Source organism: Bacillus sp. XT-2 (assembly GCF_025696525.1).
Lineage (GTDB): Bacteria > Bacillota > Bacilli > Bacillales > Bacillaceae > Bacillus > Bacillus halotolerans.
On the sequence record NZ_JAHVOC010000008.1, the window covers coordinates 214,906 to 233,848 of the forward strand.

General features: G+C 44.0%; 17 protein-coding genes and 1 pseudogene. 15 read left to right on the forward strand and 3 right to left on the reverse strand.

The genetic code is table 11. The features are described from left to right. The first annotated feature begins 13 nt into the window (after window positions 1-13). Genes KXD37_RS19510 through KXD37_RS19520 form a run of 3 tightly spaced genes read left to right on the forward strand, consistent with a single transcriptional unit; the run spans window position 14 to window position 2,261 of the window. Window positions 14-1,366 carry a glucose-6-phosphate isomerase gene (locus tag KXD37_RS19510; protein WP_101864150.1) on the forward strand — a complete coding sequence of 451 codons (1,353 nt, stop codon included), beginning with the start codon at window positions 14-16 and terminating at the stop codon, window positions 1,364-1,366. A 58-nt stretch (window positions 1,367-1,424) separates the two neighbouring features. Continuing rightward, entirely contained in the window at window positions 1,425-1,796 is a 372-nt protein-coding gene (locus tag KXD37_RS19515; protein ID WP_106019929.1) for a hypothetical protein, read from the forward strand. Window positions 1,797-1,856: 60 nt separating this feature from the next. Then, complete coding sequence (locus tag KXD37_RS19520) at window positions 1,857-2,261, forward strand: YugN-like family protein (RefSeq protein WP_106019467.1); 405 nt, start codon at window positions 1,857-1,859, stop codon at window positions 2,259-2,261. On the opposite strand, the gene KXD37_RS19525 is transcribed toward KXD37_RS19520, so the two are convergent. Together KXD37_RS19525 and KXD37_RS19530 are read right to left on the reverse strand one after the other, a co-directional pair. Then, window positions 2,258-3,244 carry a potassium channel family protein gene (locus KXD37_RS19525; RefSeq protein ID WP_024122646.1) on the reverse strand — a complete coding sequence of 329 codons (987 nt, stop codon included), beginning with the start codon at window positions 3,242-3,244 and terminating at the stop codon, window positions 2,258-2,260. The genes KXD37_RS19520 and KXD37_RS19525 overlap by 4 nt on opposite strands. Continuing rightward, window positions 3,241-3,495 carry a protein mistic gene (locus KXD37_RS19530; RefSeq protein ID WP_024122645.1) on the reverse strand — a complete coding sequence of 85 codons (255 nt, stop codon included), beginning with the start codon at window positions 3,493-3,495 and terminating at the stop codon, window positions 3,241-3,243. Before KXD37_RS19530 ends, KXD37_RS19525 begins: the two co-directional genes overlap by 4 nt. A 132-nt stretch (window positions 3,496-3,627) precedes the next feature. Here KXD37_RS19530 and KXD37_RS19535 point away from each other — a divergent pair, with 132 nt between their 5' ends. The 7 genes from KXD37_RS19535 to KXD37_RS19565 all read left to right on the forward strand — a co-directional run bounded on the left by KXD37_RS19535 (window position 3,628) and on the right by KXD37_RS19565 (window position 9,636). After that, window positions 3,628-3,891, forward strand: coding sequence for a hypothetical protein (locus KXD37_RS19535; protein ID WP_106019928.1), 264 nt, complete (start codon window positions 3,628-3,630; stop codon window positions 3,889-3,891). A gap of 44 nt (window positions 3,892-3,935) precedes the next feature. Continuing rightward, window positions 3,936-4,613, forward strand: a complete 678-nt coding sequence (locus tag KXD37_RS19540; protein WP_024122643.1) for a zinc metallopeptidase — start codon at window positions 3,936-3,938, stop codon at window positions 4,611-4,613. 43 nt (window positions 4,614-4,656) lie between these two features. After that, a complete protein-coding gene (locus KXD37_RS19545; RefSeq protein ID WP_024122642.1) occupies window positions 4,657-5,946 on the forward strand; it encodes a hemolysin family protein in 1,290 nt (429 codons plus the stop codon). A 185-nt stretch (window positions 5,947-6,131) separates the two neighbouring features. Then, a complete protein-coding gene (locus KXD37_RS19550; RefSeq protein WP_106019466.1) occupies window positions 6,132-7,796 on the forward strand; it encodes a glycoside hydrolase family 13 protein in 1,665 nt (554 codons plus the stop codon). A gap of 116 nt (window positions 7,797-7,912) precedes the next feature. Next, window positions 7,913-8,311 (forward strand): secondary thiamine-phosphate synthase enzyme YjbQ, encoded by a 399-nt coding sequence (locus KXD37_RS19555; RefSeq protein ID WP_103672547.1) that lies wholly within the window; start codon window positions 7,913-7,915, stop codon window positions 8,309-8,311. Window positions 8,312-8,325: 14 nt separating this feature from the next. Next, window positions 8,326-9,357: a nitronate monooxygenase gene (locus KXD37_RS19560; RefSeq protein ID WP_106019464.1), complete on the forward strand. Its 1,032-nt coding sequence runs from the start codon at window positions 8,326-8,328 to the stop codon at window positions 9,355-9,357. 24 nt (window positions 9,358-9,381) lie between these two features. Beyond that, window positions 9,382-9,636, forward strand: a complete 255-nt coding sequence (locus KXD37_RS19565; RefSeq protein WP_024122638.1) for a hypothetical protein — start codon at window positions 9,382-9,384, stop codon at window positions 9,634-9,636. Window positions 9,637-9,648: 12 nt separating this feature from the next. Here the strand turns inward: KXD37_RS19565 and KXD37_RS19570 are convergent, their stop codons facing one another. After that, complete coding sequence (locus KXD37_RS19570) at window positions 9,649-10,386, reverse strand: protein-glutamine gamma-glutamyltransferase (RefSeq protein ID WP_106019463.1); 738 nt, start codon at window positions 10,384-10,386, stop codon at window positions 9,649-9,651. A 154-nt stretch (window positions 10,387-10,540) separates the two neighbouring features. Between KXD37_RS19570 and KXD37_RS19575 the strand changes: the two genes are divergently transcribed. From KXD37_RS19575 to tlpB, 5 genes and pseudogenes are all read left to right on the forward strand, one after another. Next, window positions 10,541-12,529, forward strand: a complete 1,989-nt coding sequence (locus tag KXD37_RS19575; protein ID WP_106019462.1) for a methyl-accepting chemotaxis protein — start codon at window positions 10,541-10,543, stop codon at window positions 12,527-12,529. A gap of 174 nt (window positions 12,530-12,703) precedes the next feature. Next, window positions 12,704-14,692, forward strand: coding sequence for a methyl-accepting chemotaxis protein (locus KXD37_RS19580; RefSeq protein ID WP_127696541.1), 1,989 nt, complete (start codon window positions 12,704-12,706; stop codon window positions 14,690-14,692). A 270-nt stretch (window positions 14,693-14,962) separates the two neighbouring features. Further along, window positions 14,963-15,859: pseudogene (locus tag KXD37_RS24160) on the forward strand (cache domain-containing protein); the annotation flags it as partial. Next, window positions 15,854-16,804 carry a methyl-accepting chemotaxis protein gene (locus KXD37_RS24165; RefSeq protein WP_369810968.1) on the forward strand — a complete coding sequence of 317 codons (951 nt, stop codon included), beginning with the start codon at window positions 15,854-15,856 and terminating at the stop codon, window positions 16,802-16,804. The pseudogene KXD37_RS24160 and the gene KXD37_RS24165, both read left to right, overlap by 6 nt. A 112-nt stretch (window positions 16,805-16,916) precedes the next feature. Further along, window positions 16,917-18,905, forward strand: coding sequence for a methyl-accepting chemotaxis protein TlpB (gene tlpB / locus KXD37_RS19590; protein WP_127696542.1), 1,989 nt, complete (start codon window positions 16,917-16,919; stop codon window positions 18,903-18,905). Window positions 18,906-18,943: the final 38 nt, after the last annotated feature.

An 18,943-nucleotide genomic window follows, 5' to 3' on the forward strand; every position in this document is an offset into this window, starting at 1 on the left:
GGAGGGACAAGCAATGACGCATGTACGCTTTGACTACTCAAAAGCGTTGACTTTCTTCAACGAACATGAACTTACATATTTGCGCGACTTTGTAAAAACAGCACACCATAATATTCATGAAAAAACAGGCGCGGGCAGCGATTTTCTAGGCTGGGTGGACCTCCCTGAACATTATGATAAAGAAGAATTTGCGCGCATTAAAAAAAGCGCGGAAAAAATCAAATCTGACTCTGATGTATTGCTTGTTGTCGGTATCGGCGGTTCTTACCTTGGCGCGCGGGCAGCGATTGAAGCGCTTAATCACGCGTTTTACAATACACTGCCAAAAGCAAAACGAGGCAATCCGCAAGTCATTTTCATCGGAAACAACATCAGTTCATCTTATATGAGAGATGTCATGGATCTTCTCGAAGATGTTGACTTCTCCATTAACGTCATCTCTAAATCAGGTACAACAACTGAACCTGCAATCGCTTTCCGTATTTTCCGCAAGCTTCTTGAAGAGAAATACGGCAAGGAAGAAGCGAAAGCGCGGATTTACGCGACAACTGATAAAGAGCGCGGCGCGTTAAAAACACTTTCTAACGAAGAAGGCTTCGAATCATTTGTCATTCCTGATGATGTCGGCGGCCGTTATTCTGTCTTAACAGCCGTTGGTCTCCTGCCGATTGCTGTCAGCGGCGTCAACATTGACGACATGATGAAAGGCGCATTTGATGCGAGCAAGGATTTTGCCACATCAGAATTGGAAGAAAACCCTGCATACCAGTATGCGGTCGTTCGCAATGTGCTTTACAATAAAGGCAAAACGATTGAAATGCTAATCAACTATGAGCCGGCGCTTCAATATTTTGCGGAGTGGTGGAAGCAGCTGTTCGGCGAAAGTGAAGGCAAAGACGAGAAGGGCATTTATCCTTCTTCTGCCAACTATTCAACAGACCTTCACTCATTAGGACAGTACGTACAGGAAGGCCGCAGAGACTTGTTCGAAACGGTGCTGAATGTCGAAAAACCTAAACACGAGCTGACGATCGAAGAAGCCGATAACGATCTTGACGGCTTAAACTATTTAGCCGGAAAAACTGTAGACTTCGTTAACAAAAAAGCATTCCAAGGTACAATGCTGGCTCATACAGACGGAAATGTTCCGAACTTAATCGTCAACATTCCAGAGCTGAATGCATATACTTTTGGATATCTTGTTTATTTCTTTGAAAAAGCCTGCGCGATGAGCGGTTATCTCCTCGGCGTCAATCCTTTTGACCAGCCTGGAGTAGAAGCATATAAAGTCAATATGTTTGCATTGCTTGGCAAACCTGGCTTTGAAGAGAAAAAAGCTGAGCTTGAAAAACGTCTCGAAGATTAATGTACGAAAGCTGACTGGCATTTGCCGGTCGGCTTTTTATAAAATCAGAAAGGTGCTGATGTTCATGAAACAAGTGGTCAAACATCTCATCATTGCGGGTTTTTCTGCAGCTGTTTTAGTTATTCTCATATCCTTTGATGCCGTGAATATAGAGTTTTCTTCCAACCTTGGCGGCACACTCTCACACTTTTTTATCCACACCTTTCTTCTGATCGGGCTGCCGCTTGCCATTTTTACCGATGCGGTGCACCATTTTCTGAAATTGAAGCGATCTCACACCCTTTTAACAAAGTTAGGACTCTATACAGCTGTTGTATATGTTTCATGGGAATCTGCGGCGGGGATTGCTGCAGCGATGACTGTTTACTTCTTAATTGAATGCGCTTTCTTTTCGGTTGGCCGTGCAAAGGAAAAAACGGTTTCCATGTAATAAGCCTCTGAATGAAGTCTTGTTCTGCGGGACAGGATAAACGAAAAAAGGGGCAGTTTGATGATTACGATACCTTCCGCGATAGATGGACAGCCTTTCTTGCTTCAAGAGCTGGAACAAGTCATGAAGCCGCTCGGTTATGTGATAAACGGCGGCTGGGAGTACGACCACGGCTATTTTGATTATAAAATTGATGATAGAGACGGATATTTATTTTTAAGAATTCCCGTCAATGCCATACAAGGCAGTCTGGATGAACGCGGGGCAGCTGTCCGTATCGGAACTCCGTTTATGCTGAGGCAGGTGTTCCAGCCAGGCCTTGATGATCATGCTGAAGGAGGGCCGTTTCAATCGCTGTTTAATCAATTTTCTGAGCCCGAGAGACGGGACGCAGAGATTGATCCGGCGTATTTGGATATCGGCGCCTCCCTTGTCAAAGAGCTGGAGGATGTTTTGTTGGGTTAAAGCGCAAGGAATTGATCCGTTTCAAGCACTTTATATGAAAGAGGAGGGGTAATCATAGGCCCTTCCTCTTTTTGTATGCCGATAATAGTGGTGTTGTGATCAAGAAAATAGAGGACGCATGTTTTATAAGCGGCACCATGCAGTTCAGAAGGAACCGAAATCAGCCTCACTTTTTTATCGAGTGTCAGCTCGATTAAGCTTTGCGGTTTAGACAGCTGCAATTTGACCCGGTAATGTTCCAGCATCACGCGGCTTAAGAGCTGAGACGTCCCGATAATTTTATTAGCGCCCGCCCGTTCTGCATTGGTGACAAAGCGGTCTGTCAGAATTTCGACAATACAGTATGCCAGCGGATTCAATCCTTTGACTGATAACAGAATCAGCACCGACAGCATATCCGCTTCCGCTTCACTTTTATATTGGTCGGCAGTGACCATAACTGTGTCCGCCTCAGTAATATTGGCTCGTTTCAGCGTTTCATCATCAGCGGCGTGTCCGCGTATGAAATGGACATTTTCAATGAGCGGCCCTTCTTTTAACGATTCATCAATCAGAACGACTGTCTTGGAGGGCGCCGCCAGCTGAAGCTCTCTCAAAAGGCGATTTGATTTTTCATTCCAGCCGATAATAATCACATGGCCCCGTCCTTTGTAAGCGACCTTTCCCTCTATGTAGCGGTGCTGTTTACTGAAAGCGGCAGCGGATAAGGTGGCAAAGTAAGCAGTGACAAAGCTTGCGCCGATGAATATCAGCAGCATTCCGGCTGCTTGACCAAGCGGCGTGTGCGGCACATAGTCTCCGTAGCCCACTGTTGAGATGGTAACCACGGCCCACCAAATACCTTCGAAGACGGAAGTAAACTGCTCGGGCTCAAGTAAATAAATGATTTGTCCGAACAAAAGAATCAGAAAAAGAATGATCAGCCCGATTCGGATAAATAACGGCCATCTCAGCCAAGAAATAAAGATCCGGTTTGACTTCATTCTTTTTCCCCTTCTTCAGATAATGAAATAGATAAAATCTGTTTAATAATCGTATTCAGCTTCTCATTTAGCTTTTCCTGACCGTACAGGTCGCGGGCCTGCTTCATGAGATCAGCTGTATCGTCTTCAAGCTGAATGAGCGGTTCGTCGATTTCGGATTCATTATAAAACTGGATAAATACGTCCAGCCCTTCATTCATTCGGTCAATCGCTGTACTCAGCTGTTCCTTTTCCTCGCTCGTCACTTTCATGTTCATCACACCCGTGCTCTTTTTATAACAGTATGTCCCACTTCCGGCATTGTTTTTCAAAAAATGAACAAAACATATAAAACCGGATTTCTCCATAAACTAAAATAAATAGGCGAAAAAAGGATGGAACAGATGACGATCATTCAAAGAACCGTCGTGGTTTTGATCGGTACCCAGCTTGCGGCATCCGCAGTGATTTTGTTTATTTTCGACTTGAATTCGTATAATCACTTCTCCGATAGCTTCTCATGGCAACATTTTTTGAAAGAGCTGATTGGAGGCTTTTCTTTTTATTTGTTTTCGGCCGGCTTGTTCCTTTTGCTTATCGGAATATGTGCGCCTAGACGGAAGAAGAAGCGCTTTTCTGTACACGAGAAAGAAAACTCATTAAAATAATCGTAATAAAGAAACATACGATCTTTAAAAAAGGATGATGAAACATGCTGTTTATATTTTTAACAATAGCCGCATTGGGATTGTCGTTTTGGGCACAATTTAAAGTAAAGAGCAACTTTGAAAAATATTCAAAAGTGGAAGCCTCAAGCGGTCGAACAGGGGCAGAAACGGCAAGACGGATTCTAGATATCAACGGTCTTTACGACGTGCCGGTCGAACCGGTAAGAGGCGCTTTAACAGACCATTACGACCCGACAAGACGGGTGGTGCGTTTATCTGAGCCGGTCTATTATGGCCGCTCAATTTCCGCCATCTCCGTAGCTTCCCATGAAGTCGGACATGCCTTGCAGCATCAGGAGTCATATGGTGCGCTTGTGCTGAGACATAAAATTTTCCCAGTCGTGAATTTTGCATCCGGTGTAGCTCCTTTGCTTTTCTTAGGAGGCATGCTTCTCGGCAGCCTGAATTTGATCGGGCTTGGCATCATTCTGTTTTCAGCCGCTGTCTTTTTCCAGCTGATCACACTGCCTGTCGAATTCAATGCAAGTTCACGCGCGAAGCAAATTATTGTGTCAGAAGGATTCATCCGGAACAATGAAGAGAATGGGGTAAATAAAGTGCTGAGCGCCGCCGCCTTAACGTATGTGGCCGCCGCCCTGGTTTCCCTGTTTGAACTTCTTCGCTTTGTGATGATCTTCTTAAACGGTCGTAATGAGAATTAACGTTAAGGAGGTGGCCCCTTACCATTTATGGTAAGGGCTTTTTTTGCTTATATTACAATTGATCGCCATTTTTGTTTTGATTGGCATTACGGCTGTTTTCGTTGCAGCCGAATTTGCAATCGTCAAAATCAGAGGTTCAAAAATCAATCAGCTCATCGAAAGCGGAGACAGCCGGGCGCTTGCCGCACATAAAATCATCTCCAATCTTGACGAGTATTTATCAGCCTGCCAGCTCGGGATTACAATTACAGCCCTCGGCCTTGGATGGCTTGGTGAACCGACATTTGAACGCATTCTTCATCCCTTATTTACAGCGGCAGGCATACCGGAACCGTTTAACCACATTGTCACATTTGTAATTGCATTTATCATCGTCACTTTTTTGCATGTGGTAATGGGTGAGCTTGCGCCGAAAACGGTTTCCATTCAAAAGGCTGAAGCTGTCAGTTTATGGATTGCAAAGCCGCTGATCTGGTTTTATAAAATCACATATCCGTTTATCAAAGCATTGAACGGCTCTGCAAGTTTTCTTGTGAAATTGTTTGGCTTTCATTCAGTCAAGGAGCATGAGGTTGTCATCAGCGAGGAGGAACTGAGGCTGATCCTGTCAGAAAGCTATGAAAAAGGGGAAATCAACCAGTCTGAATTTCGCTATGTGAATAAGATTTTTGAATTCGACAACCGCGTGGCAAGAGAAATTATGATTCCGCGAACAGAAATCGCTGTCATCTCTCTGGAGCAGTCGCTTGAAGAAGCGATTCATCTCATCATTAACGAACGGTATACACGGTATCCTGTCATCAAAGAAGATAAGGATCATATTTTAGGGATTATCAACAGCAAAGATATGTTTAAAGCGTATTTTCTCGGCCAGCCGATTAAGCTGAAGCAAATTATGAGACCTGTCATCAGGGTCATTGAAAGCATTCCTGTCCAGCAGCTTTTAATCCGCATGCAGAAGGAACGGATTCATATGGCGATTCTCGTAGATGAATACGGGGGAACGGCGGGGCTTGTCACTGTCGAGGATATTATCGAAGAAATTGTCGGGGAAATCCGTGATGAATATGATCAGGATGAAACGCCGCATATTTTGAAAAAAGGCGAGCACCATTATGTGATGGATGGCAAAGCGCTAATAGATGAAGTGAACGACCTGCTCGACATTGCCATTGAGAATGAAGAAATTGATACGATTGCAGGCTGGCTTCTGACGCAAAAAATGGAGCTGGAAGCAGGAGATGTGATACAGGCGGAGGGCTGCGAGTTTAAAATCCTCGACGCTGAAGACCATCACATTCGATTTGTCGAAATCAAAAAAACAGAGTTTTAATCAAAAACAGCCGGGCTGGATCGCGGCTGTTTTTTGAGCTCAAAGAAAATCAGGACCAGAGGCTTCTGAAAAATTGATCAGTCTCTTGTCATCGGCAAGAGGCTTTTTTTCTGAAAAAATGAATGCTTCAAAGGCTTTTTTCTACATAAGATATAAAAACCGCACACGCAGGAAGGAGTGGCTGTATGAAAAAGGCTTGGTGGAAGGAAGCGGTGGTCTACCAAATTTATCCCCGCAGCTTCAAGGATTCAAACAGCGATGGAATCGGGGATATTCAAGGAATCAGGTCCAAGCTTCCGTACATAAAAGAACTTGGTGCCGATGTGATTTGGATTTGTCCTTTGTACGACTCACCTAATGCGGATAACGGCTATGATATAAGAGATTACAAAAACATATTGAGCGATTTCGGCACAATGGCAGATTTCGATCAGCTGCTTCATGATATTCATGAGCTTGGCATGAAGCTCATTATGGATCTTGTCGTGAATCATACAAGTGATGAACATCCATGGTTCATTGAATCACGTGCATCTTTACAATCCCAAAAACGCGACTGGTATATTTGGAAGGACGGGAAAGACGGAAAAGAGCCAAACAATTGGGAAAGCATTTTCGGAGGATCGGCTTGGCAGTATGATCAGCAGACAAGCCAGTATTATCTCCACCTTTTTGATAAAAAGCAGCCAGACCTGAACTGGGAAAATCAAGAGGTAAGAAACGCCGTTTATGACATGGTCAATTGGTGGCTCGATAAAGGCATAGACGGATTTCGGGTGGATGCCATTTCTCATATTAAGAAAAAAGAAGGGCTGCCTGATCTGCCGAATCCGAAAGGGCTGTCCTATGTTCCTTCTTTTCCTTATCATATGAATGCTGAGGGCATATTGGATTTTTTAACAGAGCTGAAGGAAAACACATTTTCCCGCTACCCGATCATGACGGTCGGAGAGGCAAACGGTGTCGCGGCAAAGGAGGCGGCTGAGTGGGCGGGGGAGGAATCCGGCATTTTCAGCATGATTTTTCAATTTGAACATCTCGGCCTGTGGGATATAGAGATCAATGAAAGCATCGATATCGCTGCATTCAAACGGATTTTAACAGAGTGGCAGAACAGTTTGGAAGGAATCGGCTGGAACGCTTTGTTTATGGAAAACCATGATCAGCCCCGTTCTGTTTCTGTATGGGGAAACGACGGGAATTCCTTAAAGGAAAGTGCAAAAGCACTCGCCGTTGTTTATTTTCTGATGAAAGGCACGCCGTTTATTTATCAGGGACAGGAAATCGGCATGACCAATGTGGCGTTTCCTTCGATTGAGGATTATGATGATGTCGCGATGAAGCGGCTGTATGACATAGAGACCGCAAAAGGCGCTTCTCACGAGGAAGTGATGAAGATTGTCTGGAAACAGGGAAGAGACAATTCGCGAACACCAATGCAATGGAATGCATCTCCTCACGCTGGGTTTTCCGATGCCAAGCCATGGATTGGGGTAAATGACAATTACACATGGCTGAACGCCGAGGCGCAAATAAACGATAACACATCTGTCTATCACTTTTACAAAAACTTGATCAAACTCCGCCAAACATATGATGTATTTATTTATGGCCAATACGAGCTGATTTTGCCGGAAGATCAGCAAATCTTTGCATACCTTCGCAAAAATGAGAGCCAAACTGCGCTCATTGCGGCAAATCTGACGGGTGCGCCGGCGTTCTGCAGATATCCCGCATTGCCGTTATCTTCTGACAAACTCCTATTGTCGAATATGGAAACAGAACCGCACAAGCATACGACATCACTGCTGTTAAAACCTTATGAAGCCAGAGTATATCTATGGCAATAAAACTCCAGAAACAAGCTGGAGTTTTTGTTTTCTTCAGGTTTATGAGCCTGATTTAACAGGAAAAAAAGAACACAGAACGAATATGCAAAGAGAAGGGGAAGTGAAAGGAGAAACAAATGCTGAAAACTCTGCAAATCAAAACAAACAATAGAGATGAAATGGTTGAAATCACTCACGAGGTGGAAGCGTTTCTTCAAGAAACAGGAGTGGCAAGAGGGGCAGCGGTGATTTACTGTCCGCATACGACGGCGGGCATTACAATTAATGAAAATGCCGATCCCGATGTGAAAAGAGATATGCTCCGAAGATTTGATGAGATGTATCCATGGGACCATGAGCTGGACCGCCATATGGAAGGCAATACAGCTGCACATATGAAGTCCAGTACGGTAGGCGCTTCACAGCATGTCATCATTGAAAACGGGCGTCTCATTCTCGGGACGTGGCAAGGTATTTATTTCTGCGAATTTGATGGTCCGCGTCATCGAACTTGCCATATCAAAATCATGGAATAACAGGAGGTGCTTCTATGACTCAATGGATGAAAGCACTATCATTATCAAAGCCTGTCATTCAGGCGCCGATGGCAGGCGGCCTGGTCACACCCCGACTGGCAGCCGCTGTGTCGAATGAAGGCGCGCTCGGAAGTCTCGCTTCCGGATATCTCAGTCCAGCTACGCTTGAAAAACAAATCATCGAGATGCAGGAATTGACCAGCAGCGCTTTTCAGGTAAATGTGTTTGTGCCGGAAAAAAGGAAGGCACCGGACGATAAAAGGGTTCACACATGGAAACAAAACATTCCGTTTGCGGAACAGGCGGCTGCTTTTCCTTTAGAGGAGGAAGAGTGGGAGGATTTTCATAAAAAAATAAATCTGATTCTTACATACAATGTAAGAGCCTGTTCATTTACGTTCGGCATTCCGCCTGATGAAAGCATTCATTTATTAAAGAAAAATGGCTGCTGTCTTATCGGAACGGCTACTTCGCCGCAAGAAGCCGTCCTGCTGGAAGAGCGCGGAATGGATATCATCGTGCTGCAAGGCAGTGAAGCAGGCGGCCACCGCGGTTCTTTTCTGCCGGTCAGCGGAGAGTCTTCTATTGGCTTAATGTCACTGGTCCCCCAAGCTGCAGACGCTGTTTCAGTACCCGTGATTGCGGCAGGCGGAATTGCAGACCGCCGCGGCGTCCAAGCGGCTCACTGTCTCGGAGCGCAAGGTGTACAGGTCGGGACCCCATTTCTTATGTGTGAGGAAAGCAAAGCCTCTGAAACGTACAGACAGGAATTAAAAGAAGCGCATGGAACAGACACGCGCCTTACCGCATTGTTTTCGGGGAAGCCTGCAAGGGGTATAGTCAACCAATGGATGAAAGAGCAACAAGCTGAAGAGGCAAATACACTTCCTTATCCATTGCAAAACACGTTAACAAAACCAATGAGAAAACATGCCGCCGCAGCCAAAGATTCCGGTCACATGTCTCTGTGGGCGGGGCAATCAGTCGGATTGCTCAATGGGCCCTCTGACGTGAAAACGCTGATAGCTGAGCTTTGCCAATCGTAACGTAACTAACAGAGGTGACAGACGATGAACATTCTTCAATATTCTTATAAAAAGAAAGGGAAAATTGAGTTTGTATTTGAAGACTGGCCTCATTCAAAAGTTACAATGGCTCCCATCAAAGGGTATTATTTTGTCCGGTTTATCAAGTGGAGCAGCCAAGATCCCATCGTGACGAGAAATGACCTTGAAAAAATGGAATGGGCTGCGAACCAGTATGTCGGCACAGCCCCTTTCTATCGAAAACGAAAAGCATTTGAAACCCCATCGTCCCCAAAATAGATGGTGGGGTTTTTAGCGGGTGATCGGATAGAGTGACGGAATATCAAGTCTGGTCGCTTGTGAAAGGAGATAAGCTGACTGTACGGCTCCTTTTCGTCTGAAAGAATTCAGCTTATCAATAATTTGCTGAGCGTTTAAAATTCCCAGGCCGTGAGCAAAATATTTGTCCTTTTCTAATAAAATCACATTTTCGCCTCTCCACTGCGCTTTCTGCGGATCAAATTCAGGATTTTTAAAATACAAACAGTCTCCAAGGAAAAAGTGATGTCCCGTTTCCGTATATATCGGCAATTTCTCATAATGCCAGTCATATAAAATAATTCTGTCAAAGGCTGCGTCGAATTTTTCTTCTCCGATGGTTTTAAGCAATGCTAAGTAATAAATCACAACGATTGCCGTCGCGCATTCAAACGCATAAAACGGGCCGTTTTCTGCAATATCCCGAATCGCCTTTGAAGGCGGCATTTTATACTTAAGCTCCAGAGCCCCTTCCGGTGAAACCCGCCAATACGCTGTATTCCCGTATGTTTTTACAAAGGTGGCGAACTTCGCCCCGCTTTTATGCAGCGCTTTTGCCGATTCAACAATGTTCATGCGCAAATGAAGCTCAAACATCAGTTCAGCGATCGAATGATAATCAAACTGAACGGGTGTAGCAATCATTTCTTTTAGCAGCGGATTCAGGTTTTTGTCTATTTGCCAGTTTTCAATGTCTTGGGGACGGAGCCATTGCCCGGATACAATAATCATCTGAAGCCCCCCTTGTTTTTTATAAACTATGCACAAGGCTTGTGCAATGAAAGCTAAAAAGACAGAGAAATGTTGAAAAGGAAACTTCTTCTATTTTAAAAACTTTTTAAAGCAGCCGATATATACTGTATCAAACCTGAAGGAGAAGCTGGATATGAAGACTTTTATCAATTGGCTGACAAAACCGTCTATTTCTAGAAAACTAATTATTTCATTTGTTGTGATTTTAATTATTCCGATTCTTATATTGGAATTCAGTTCTTATCGCTCAGCAAGCGGAAAACTGGATCAGGAGATCATGGGAAATGCGAAAAATAGTGTCGATTCATTTAATACAACCGTTACAAATGATATAGGAGCAAAAGCGAAAGGCATCAGCTTTTTCAGTAAATCACTGAAAAGCTCCGCGTTTAAAGGAAAATCCAAACAGGAAGAGCTTAAGGCCAAGTTTTCGCAATATGTTTCCATTAACCAAGACGTAGCCAGAATTTACGGAGGGGCAGAAAACGGCACATATGTACAGGCACCGAAAGAAAAATTGCCGGATGGCTACGATCCGAGAAAACGTTCTTGGTACCAGGATGCAATGAAGGCCGGCGGTGAAATCGTAGTGACCGATCCTTATGTGGCAGCCAGCGACGGAAGCATGGTCATTACCATTGCTCAGGAATTGAAGGATGGTTCAGGCGTCGTCGCCATGGATATCACAATTGATAAACTGTTAGAACAGTTGAAACAAATTAAAGTCGGAAAAGAGGGCTATGCTTTCATCGCGACGAAAAACAAAACATATGTTGCCCATCAAAACCATAAGGCTGGTGAAAAGCTGTCTGGCGACTGGGTTGCCAAAATGTATGACAAGGACAGCGGCGAGCTGCAGTACACCCTGAATCATGAAGATAAAAAGATGACATATACGACAAATCAACTGACTGGCTGGAAAATTGCCGGCACCATGTATATGAGTGAAATCAAGGAATCCTCAAAATCTGTCCTGACAACAGGCATGATCGTGCTGATTGCTTCAATACTGGCAGGCGGGATGTTAATCCTGTTTATCGTTGGTTCGATCACAAAACCGTTAAAACGTCTGGTTCAATCATCAAAAATGATCAGCAGCGGAGATCTGACAGAAACCATCGAGATCCGTTCGAAAGATGAACTGGGCGAGCTTGGCGAAAGCTTCAATGAAATGGGACAATCCTTGCGTTCGCTTATCAGCGCCATTCAAGACTCGGTTAATAATGTTGCCGCATCATCCGAACAGCTGACTGCATCCGCCGGGCAAACGAGCAAGGCGACGGAGCATATTACAATGGCAATTGAGCAGTTCTCAAACGGAAACGAAGAGCAGAGCGAAAAAGTGGAGTCCAGCTCTCATCAGCTGAACATGATGAATGAAGGGCTCCAGCAAGTCTCACAAACATCATCAGACATTACGAAAGCGTCTATCCAATCAACGGAAATCGCGGGTACAGGCGAGAAGTTTGTCCAGCAGACAGTCGGGCAGATGAATTCAATTAATGAGTCGGTTCAGCAGGCTGAAGCAGTGGTGAAAGGGTTAGAAGAAAAATCAAAAGATATCACGAGTATTTTACGAGTCATCAATGGGATTGCTGATCAAACAAACCTGCTGGCATTAAATGCAGCCATTGAAGCGGCGCGGGCCGGGGAATCTGGACGAGGCTTCTCTGTTGTAGCGGAGGAAGTGCGTAAACTGGCCGTTCAATCTGCAGATTCATCTAAAGAAATCGAAAATCTGATCCAGGAAATCGTTGCAGAAATCGAAACTTCTCTTCACATGTTTAAAGCCGTTAATCAAGAAGTGCAATCAGGGCTAGTTGTCACAGACAATACAAAGGAAAGCTTTCAAAGTATTTTCAGCATGACAAATGAGATTGCAGACAAATTGCAGACGATGAATACAACCGTAGAACAGCTGTCAGGCCGTTCAGAGCATGTATCGGCAGCGGTGAGCGGAATTGCCGATGTTTCAAGAGAAAGCTCGGCAAGCATTCAAGACATTGCTGCATCGGCCGAGGAGCAGCTTGCTTCTATGGAAGAAATCAGTTCATCAGCCACGACCCTGGCGCAGATGGCAGAAGAGCTCCGTGATCTGACAAAGAAATTTAAAATTGAATAAGAGCAAAAAACAGCGCTTATGAAGCGCTGTTTTTCTGTATAAGAAATAATAAAAAAGACCTGTCTAAATCGGTGAGTTTTGAACTATTTTTCATTTTTTCCTTCATTTTCAATGTAAGATAAAGGAATATCAGCCGATATAATTTGTAAATTATTGAAAGAAGGTTCAAGAGGAATGAAAAAAACACTCACCACCATTCGCAGATCATCAATTGCCAGGAGACTCATTATTTCTTTCCTGCTGATCTTAATTGTCCCGATTACGGCACTATCGGTAAGCGCTTATCAATCAGCTGTTGCATCTCTTGACATACAGATGACACAAAGCGCAAAGGAAAACGTTCAAATATTAGATAACATTATTGATGGCAAAATCAAAACGACTGAAAAAAGCCTCGCGTTTTTCAGCGATTGGGCGACAGCAGACAAGTTGAAAGACAAGAAAAAAACGGAGATCAAACAAGAATTTAAACAATTTATTCAAATGAATGACAATGTCGCTGCGGTGTTTTCAAGCAGCAAAGACGGGACATTCACACGCTATCCGCACGCAGACATGCCGAGTGACTTTAATGCTTTAGAACGTGACTGGTACACAGAAGCCATGGATAATAAAGGAAAGACAATTGTGACCGAACCTTACGAATCCATTTCATCAGGAAAAATGGTTGTCACCATTGCGCGCCAGACAAAGGATGGATCAGGCGTTGTCGCCATGGATATGAAAATCGATGACCTTGTGGCAACAGCAAAAGAAATCAGTATTGGCAAAGAAGGCTATGCCTTTATCCTCAGCCAAAATAAAGAAGTCATTGCCTACTCCGGTGAAAAAGCGGGTACGCAGTTAGAAGGGGAGTGGATAGACAAACTTTACAAAGACAAAAGCGGCGACTTTGAATATACGCACAAAGGAAAGAAGAAGAAAATGGCGTTCGCCACAAGCGAAACAACAGGCTGGAAAATCAGCGGCACGATGTATGCCGACGAGATCCATGATGCCGCAAGCAGGGTTCTTGTTATGGCATCAGTTGTTCTTGCCATTGCCATTGCAGCCGGAATAACGGCGATTTATTTTGTCATCCGGTCGATTACAAGGCCTTTGAAACGCATCGTTGCGTCAGCTGAAAAAATCAGCAAAGGCGATTTAACAGAAACGATAGAAATCAAATCAAAAGACGAACTCGGGGTTCTGAGCCAAAGCTTCAACAATATGGCGCACTCTCTCCGCTCGCTGATCTACGGCATTAAAGAATCTGTAGAACATGTCGCCTCATCGTCAGAAGAGCTGACAGCTTCCGCAGATCAGACAAGCAAGGCCACTGAACACATTACAATGGCGATCGAACAATTTTCAAACGGAAGCGAAAACCAGAGCGACCGAATCGAGACGACAACAGAACAAATTAACGAAATGAACGACGGACTTGCTGAGCTGGCCCGGGCGGCGGCAGTCATTACAGAAACCTCTGCAGACTCCACCGAAGTGTCAAGCGCAGGGGAAACACTCGTTCAGAGAACAGCCGGCCAAATGAATACGATTGATCATTCTGTGAAAGAAGCGGAGCAAGTGGTCAAAGGCCTGGAAATCAAATCAAAGGATATCACAAATATTTTACGTGTTATCAACGGCATCGCAGATCAAACCAATCTTTTAGCATTAAATGCCGCCATTGAAGCGGCCAGAGCAGGCGAGTACGGACGAGGCTTTTCTGTGGTCGCTGAAGAAGTGAGAAAACTTGCGGTACAGTCGGCAGATTCAGCAAAGGAAATTGAATCGCTGATCAGTGAAATCGTAAAAGAAATTCATACATCATTAAACGTGCTTCAATCCGTAAATAAAGAAGTGGAAACAGGTCTGGTCATGACAGACGAAACAAAACAAAGCTTTAAACATATATCAAAAATGACGAATCAAATTGCCGCAGAATTGCAAAACATGAATGCAACGGTTGAACAGCTGTCGGCAGGGTCTCAGGAAATTTCCGCTGCTTCTATAGATATCGCCGCTATTTCTAAAGAAAGTTCAGACGGCATTCAAGATATCGCCGCTTCAGCCGAGGAACAGCTTGCCTCCATGGAAGAAATCAGCTCATCGGCGCAGACGCTTGAAAAAATGTCCGAAGAGCTGCGAGATTTGACAAAACGATTTAAATTGGATGATTAATAGGTCTAAATAACTAATTTTAAATAGGGATTTAGTTATTTTTCTTGAATTTCTTCTTTTTTAATGTATATATTTACCCATTTTCAGCCGATATGAAGGGTAGCATAAAAAAGGAGAAATGAACTGATGAAAAAAATACTCCAACTAATTAAACAGAGATCAATTACACGGAAGCTTCTGGTTTCCTTTCTATCGATTCTCATCATACCGGTTGCCATAGTAGCGGCGATTGCTTATGGATCTGCCAGCAGCTCGCTCGACAGACAGATGATGGGAAGCGCCTTAGAAAATGTACAGCAACTAAACGAAATCATTAACACCAGCATCGGAGAAAAAGAAAACAGCGCCGAATACTTCAGCGAATGGCTGACACAAAAGAAATATAAAGCAAAGAGCAATGCCAGCATTGAAGAGAAATTCTCACAATATATTAAAATCAATAAAGATGTGGAATCTATTTATACAAGTGACAAAGACGGGCGCTTTACCCGTTACCCGGATCTGCCGATGCCAAGCGATTATAATCCCGTTGAACGGGACTGGTACAAAAAAGCGGTTGCCAATAATGGCAAAGCCGTCATAACAGATCCATACAAAACAGCATCTACGAACACAATGGTTGTGACAATTGCCCAGCAGACAAAAGACGGATCAGGCGTTATCGCAATCAACATGACGATCGATAACCTGCTGAAAACGACCAAACAAGTGAACATCGGCAAAGAAGGCTATGCTTTTATTATGACGAAAGACAAAAAGGTCGTTGCGCATCCTGATGAGGCTTCAGGAACCGAATTGAAAGGCGACTGGCTTGAACAGATGCTGTCTGCCGATAAAGGCGATTTTCAATACAGCATGAACGGCGATAAGAAAAAAATGGCCTTTGATACGAACAAGCTAACGGGATGGAAGATAGGCGGAACGATGTATCTGGACGAGATTCATGATGCGGCTAAGCCTGTGCTTCACCTCGCATTAATTGTCCTGATTGCAGCCATTCTCGTTGGTATCATCGTGATGACATTGGTTATTCGATCAATCACGACACCGCTGAAACAGCTTGTCAGTTCATCTAAGCGGATCAGTGAGGGAGATTTAACGGAAACGATTGATATCCGTTCAAAAGATGAACTGGGCGAACTGGGCAAAAGCTTTAACAATATGGCGTCTTCACTTCGCTCTCTCATACACGCCATTCAGGATTCGGTAGACAATGTTGCCGCTTCCTCCGAGGAATTGACGGCATCTGCCGCGCAAACAAGCAAGGCGACCGAGCATATCACATTGGCAATAGAACAATTTTCAAACGGCAATGAAAAACAAAATGAAAACATCGAAACAGCGGCGGAGCATATTTATCAGATGAATGACGGATTGACGAATATGGCTCAAGCTTCTGAAGTCATTACAGATTCATCTGTTCAATCGACAGAAATCGCGAGTGCGGGCGGACAGCTTGTTCATCAGACTGTCGGCCAAATGAACGTGATAGACAAGTCGGTGAAAGAAGCGGAACAAGTTGTTCGCGGATTGGAAACCAAATCAAAAGACATCACAAACATTCTGCGCGTGATTAACGGTATTGCTGACCAGACGAACCTGCTTGCACTAAACGCTGCCATTGAAGCGGCGCGCGCAGGCGAATACGGGCGCGGCTTCTCCGTCGTAGCGGAAGAAGTCAGAAAACTGGCTGTACAGTCCGCTGATTCAGCTAAAGAGATTGAAGCGCTCATCATTGAAATCGTGAAAGAAATCAACACATCTCTCGGCATGTTCCAGTCTGTGAACCAAGAGGTGCAAACAGGCCTTGACATCACAGATCAAACAGAGACAAGCTTTAAACGAATCTCTGAAATGACAAACCAGATAGCCGGAGAACTGCAAAACATGAGTGCGACGGTTCAGCAGCTTTCTGCCAGCTCTGAAGAGGTATCGGGAGCGTCTGAGCATATTGCATCGATTTCAAAAGAAAGCTCAGCCCACATTCAAGATATCGCGGCATCAGCCGAAGAGCAGCTTGCTTCTATGGAAGAAATCAGCTCATCAGCAGAAACACTTTCAAGCATGGCTGAAGAGCTTCGCGATATGACAAAACGATTCAAAATCGAATAATGAGTCAAAACACCCAAGGTTCTGCGCTTGGGTGTTTTTTTTAGTTTTTTTATTAAAGCTTTTATCCTAGCTTGACGATATTATTTTTAGCTTAAAGGAGGAATTATCGAGAATGGGAAAATTCATACATTGGATCAAACAGCCATCAATCAGCAAACCGCTTATCGCTGCGTTTCTGACAGTGCTCATTTTGCCGATTGGGGTATTAGCATATTTCAGTTATCAATCAGCTTGGAACGCACTGGACAGGGAACTTACGAATAGTGCAATAGGAAACGTTGAAGAACTCAACAGCACACTTGAAAACAAATTGAAAAATAAAGTAAAAGCAATTGATTATTACAGCGAGACAATTGATAAAGACATATTACAAGGCAAAAACAAAACCTTACTGAATGAAAAATTTAAACAGTACACGACACTAAATGCCGATGTAGGAGCAATCTATGCGGCTTCAGAAAATAAAAAGCTCTACAAATATCCGGAAAGCGGCGTTCCTAAAGGTTTCGATCCGACAGAACGTGACTGGTACAAACAGGCTGTTGCAAAAAAAGGACAGGCTGTATTCTCAGAGCCGTATACTGACGAAGCGACAGGAGATATCGTTGTTACGATTTCCAAACAATTAAAAGATGGCTCAGGGGTCATAGCGCTTGATTTAAATCTGGATGAAGTGCTGGCAGCTTCACAGAGAATAAAAATCGGTAAAAACGGCTTTGCATTTATTACAACAGGCAACAAAAAATATATCGCCCATCCGACGATTAAGCCTGGAACAACTGGATCCGGCGACTGGACAAAAGAGGTATATTCAAAAGCAGACGGTTCATTTCAATATACCTTCGAAGGCAAAGAAAAGAAAATGGCATTTACGACAAATAAATTGACAGGGTGGAAAATCGCGGGTACGTACTTTGTCAGTGAATTGCAAGATGCTTCAAGTCCGGTACTGAACACTGCCGTTATCATTCTATGTGTGTCAATTGTGATCGGCGGCATACTCATTCTCTTTATTATACGCGCCATCACCAAACCGTTAAGAAAACTGGTTTTAACATCTGCGAAAATCAGCAGCGGAGATTTAACGGAAGTGATTGATATTCAGTCGAAAAATGAGTTTGGCCAGCTAGGAGAAAGCTTTAACGAGATGTCTGAATCATTGCGTTCTGTCATCGGTGTTATTCAAACGTCTGTAGAAAATGTGGCATCATCTTCTGAAGAACTGACGGCAAGTGCAGCCCAAACGAGTAAGGCGACTGAACACATTACGCTGGCAATCGAACAGTTTTCAAATGGCAACGAGGCGCAAAGCGAGAAATTGGAAACAAGCTCAGATCATCTTTCTCAAATGAACCACGGCATATCAAAAGTGGCTCAGGCTTCATCAACCATTACGAAGTCTTCAATCCAGTCCTCTGAGGCAGCCGGAAGCGGAGAAAAACTGGTAGAGCACACAGTCGGCCAAATGAAGACAATCGATGAATCGGTTCAAAAAGCCGAAGCAGTTGTCAAAGGCCTTGAAACAAAATCTCAGGACATTACCAGCATCTTAAATGTAATCAATGGCATTGCCGATCAAACGAACTTGTTGGCTTTAAATGCAGCAATTGAGGCAGCCAGAGCCGGAGAATACGGCAGAGGCTTCTCTGTTGTAGCGGAAGAGGTCAGAAAACTTGCTGTGCAATCAGCACATTCTGCGAAGGAAATTGAAGGATTAATTCAAGAGATTGTCAGAGAAATCAGCACGTCGCTCTCTATGTTCCAATCCGTGAATCATGAAGTTAAAGAAGGCTTGCAAATTACAGACCAAACAGCTGAAAGCTTTAAGCAAATCTACGAGATGACATCGCAAATATCCGGTGAATTACAAAATCTGAATGCAACGGTTGAACAGCTGTCAGTCGGATCACAGGAAGTATCAAGTGCGGTTGAGGAAATTTCCGAAGTAGCGAAAGAAAGCTCAGCGGGCATTCAAGATATCGCAGCTTCGGCGGAAGAGCAGCTTGCGTCTATGGAGGAAATCAGTTCTTCAGCTGAAACATTGGCGAACATGGCGGAAGAACTTCAAGACATTACGAAAAAATTTAAAATTGAATCTTAATAGAAAAAGAAAGCGGCATATCTTTGCTGCTTTCTTTT

Excerpts from the sequence above, each read along its gene's own strand:
- KXD37_RS19550 (WP_106019466.1), top strand. The coding sequence starts at position 6,132 with ATGAAAAAGGCTTGGTGGAAGGAAGCGGTGGTCTACCAAATTTATCCC.
- KXD37_RS19565 (WP_024122638.1), top strand. The coding sequence starts at position 9,382 with ATGAACATTCTTCAATATTCTTATAAAAAGAAAGGGAAAATTGAGTTT.
- KXD37_RS19560 (WP_106019464.1), top strand. The coding sequence starts at position 8,326 with ATGACTCAATGGATGAAAGCACTATCATTATCAAAGCCTGTCATTCAG.
- KXD37_RS19580 (WP_127696541.1), top strand. The coding sequence starts at position 12,704 with ATGAAAAAAACACTCACCACCATTCGCAGATCATCAATTGCCAGGAGA.
- KXD37_RS24165 (WP_369810968.1), top strand. The coding sequence starts at position 15,854 with ATGGCGTCTTCACTTCGCTCTCTCATACACGCCATTCAGGATTCGGTA.
- KXD37_RS19555 (WP_103672547.1), top strand. The coding sequence starts at position 7,913 with ATGCTGAAAACTCTGCAAATCAAAACAAACAATAGAGATGAAATGGTT.
- KXD37_RS19575 (WP_106019462.1), top strand. The coding sequence starts at position 10,541 with ATGAAGACTTTTATCAATTGGCTGACAAAACCGTCTATTTCTAGAAAA.
- KXD37_RS19535 (WP_106019928.1), top strand. The coding sequence starts at position 3,628 with ATGACGATCATTCAAAGAACCGTCGTGGTTTTGATCGGTACCCAGCTT.
- tlpB (WP_127696542.1), top strand. The coding sequence starts at position 16,917 with ATGGGAAAATTCATACATTGGATCAAACAGCCATCAATCAGCAAACCG.
- KXD37_RS19525 (WP_024122646.1), bottom strand. The coding sequence starts at position 3,244 with ATGAAGTCAAACCGGATCTTTATTTCTTGGCTGAGATGGCCGTTATTT.
- KXD37_RS19530 (WP_024122645.1), bottom strand. The coding sequence starts at position 3,495 with ATGAAAGTGACGAGCGAGGAAAAGGAACAGCTGAGTACAGCGATTGAC.
- KXD37_RS19520 (WP_106019467.1), top strand. The coding sequence starts at position 1,857 with ATGATTACGATACCTTCCGCGATAGATGGACAGCCTTTCTTGCTTCAA.
- KXD37_RS19540 (WP_024122643.1), top strand. The coding sequence starts at position 3,936 with ATGCTGTTTATATTTTTAACAATAGCCGCATTGGGATTGTCGTTTTGG.
- KXD37_RS19570 (WP_106019463.1), bottom strand. The coding sequence starts at position 10,386 with ATGATTATTGTATCCGGGCAATGGCTCCGTCCCCAAGACATTGAAAAC.
- KXD37_RS19515 (WP_106019929.1), top strand. The coding sequence starts at position 1,425 with ATGTTCATGAAACAAGTGGTCAAACATCTCATCATTGCGGGTTTTTCT.
- KXD37_RS19510 (WP_101864150.1), top strand. The coding sequence starts at position 14 with ATGACGCATGTACGCTTTGACTACTCAAAAGCGTTGACTTTCTTCAAC.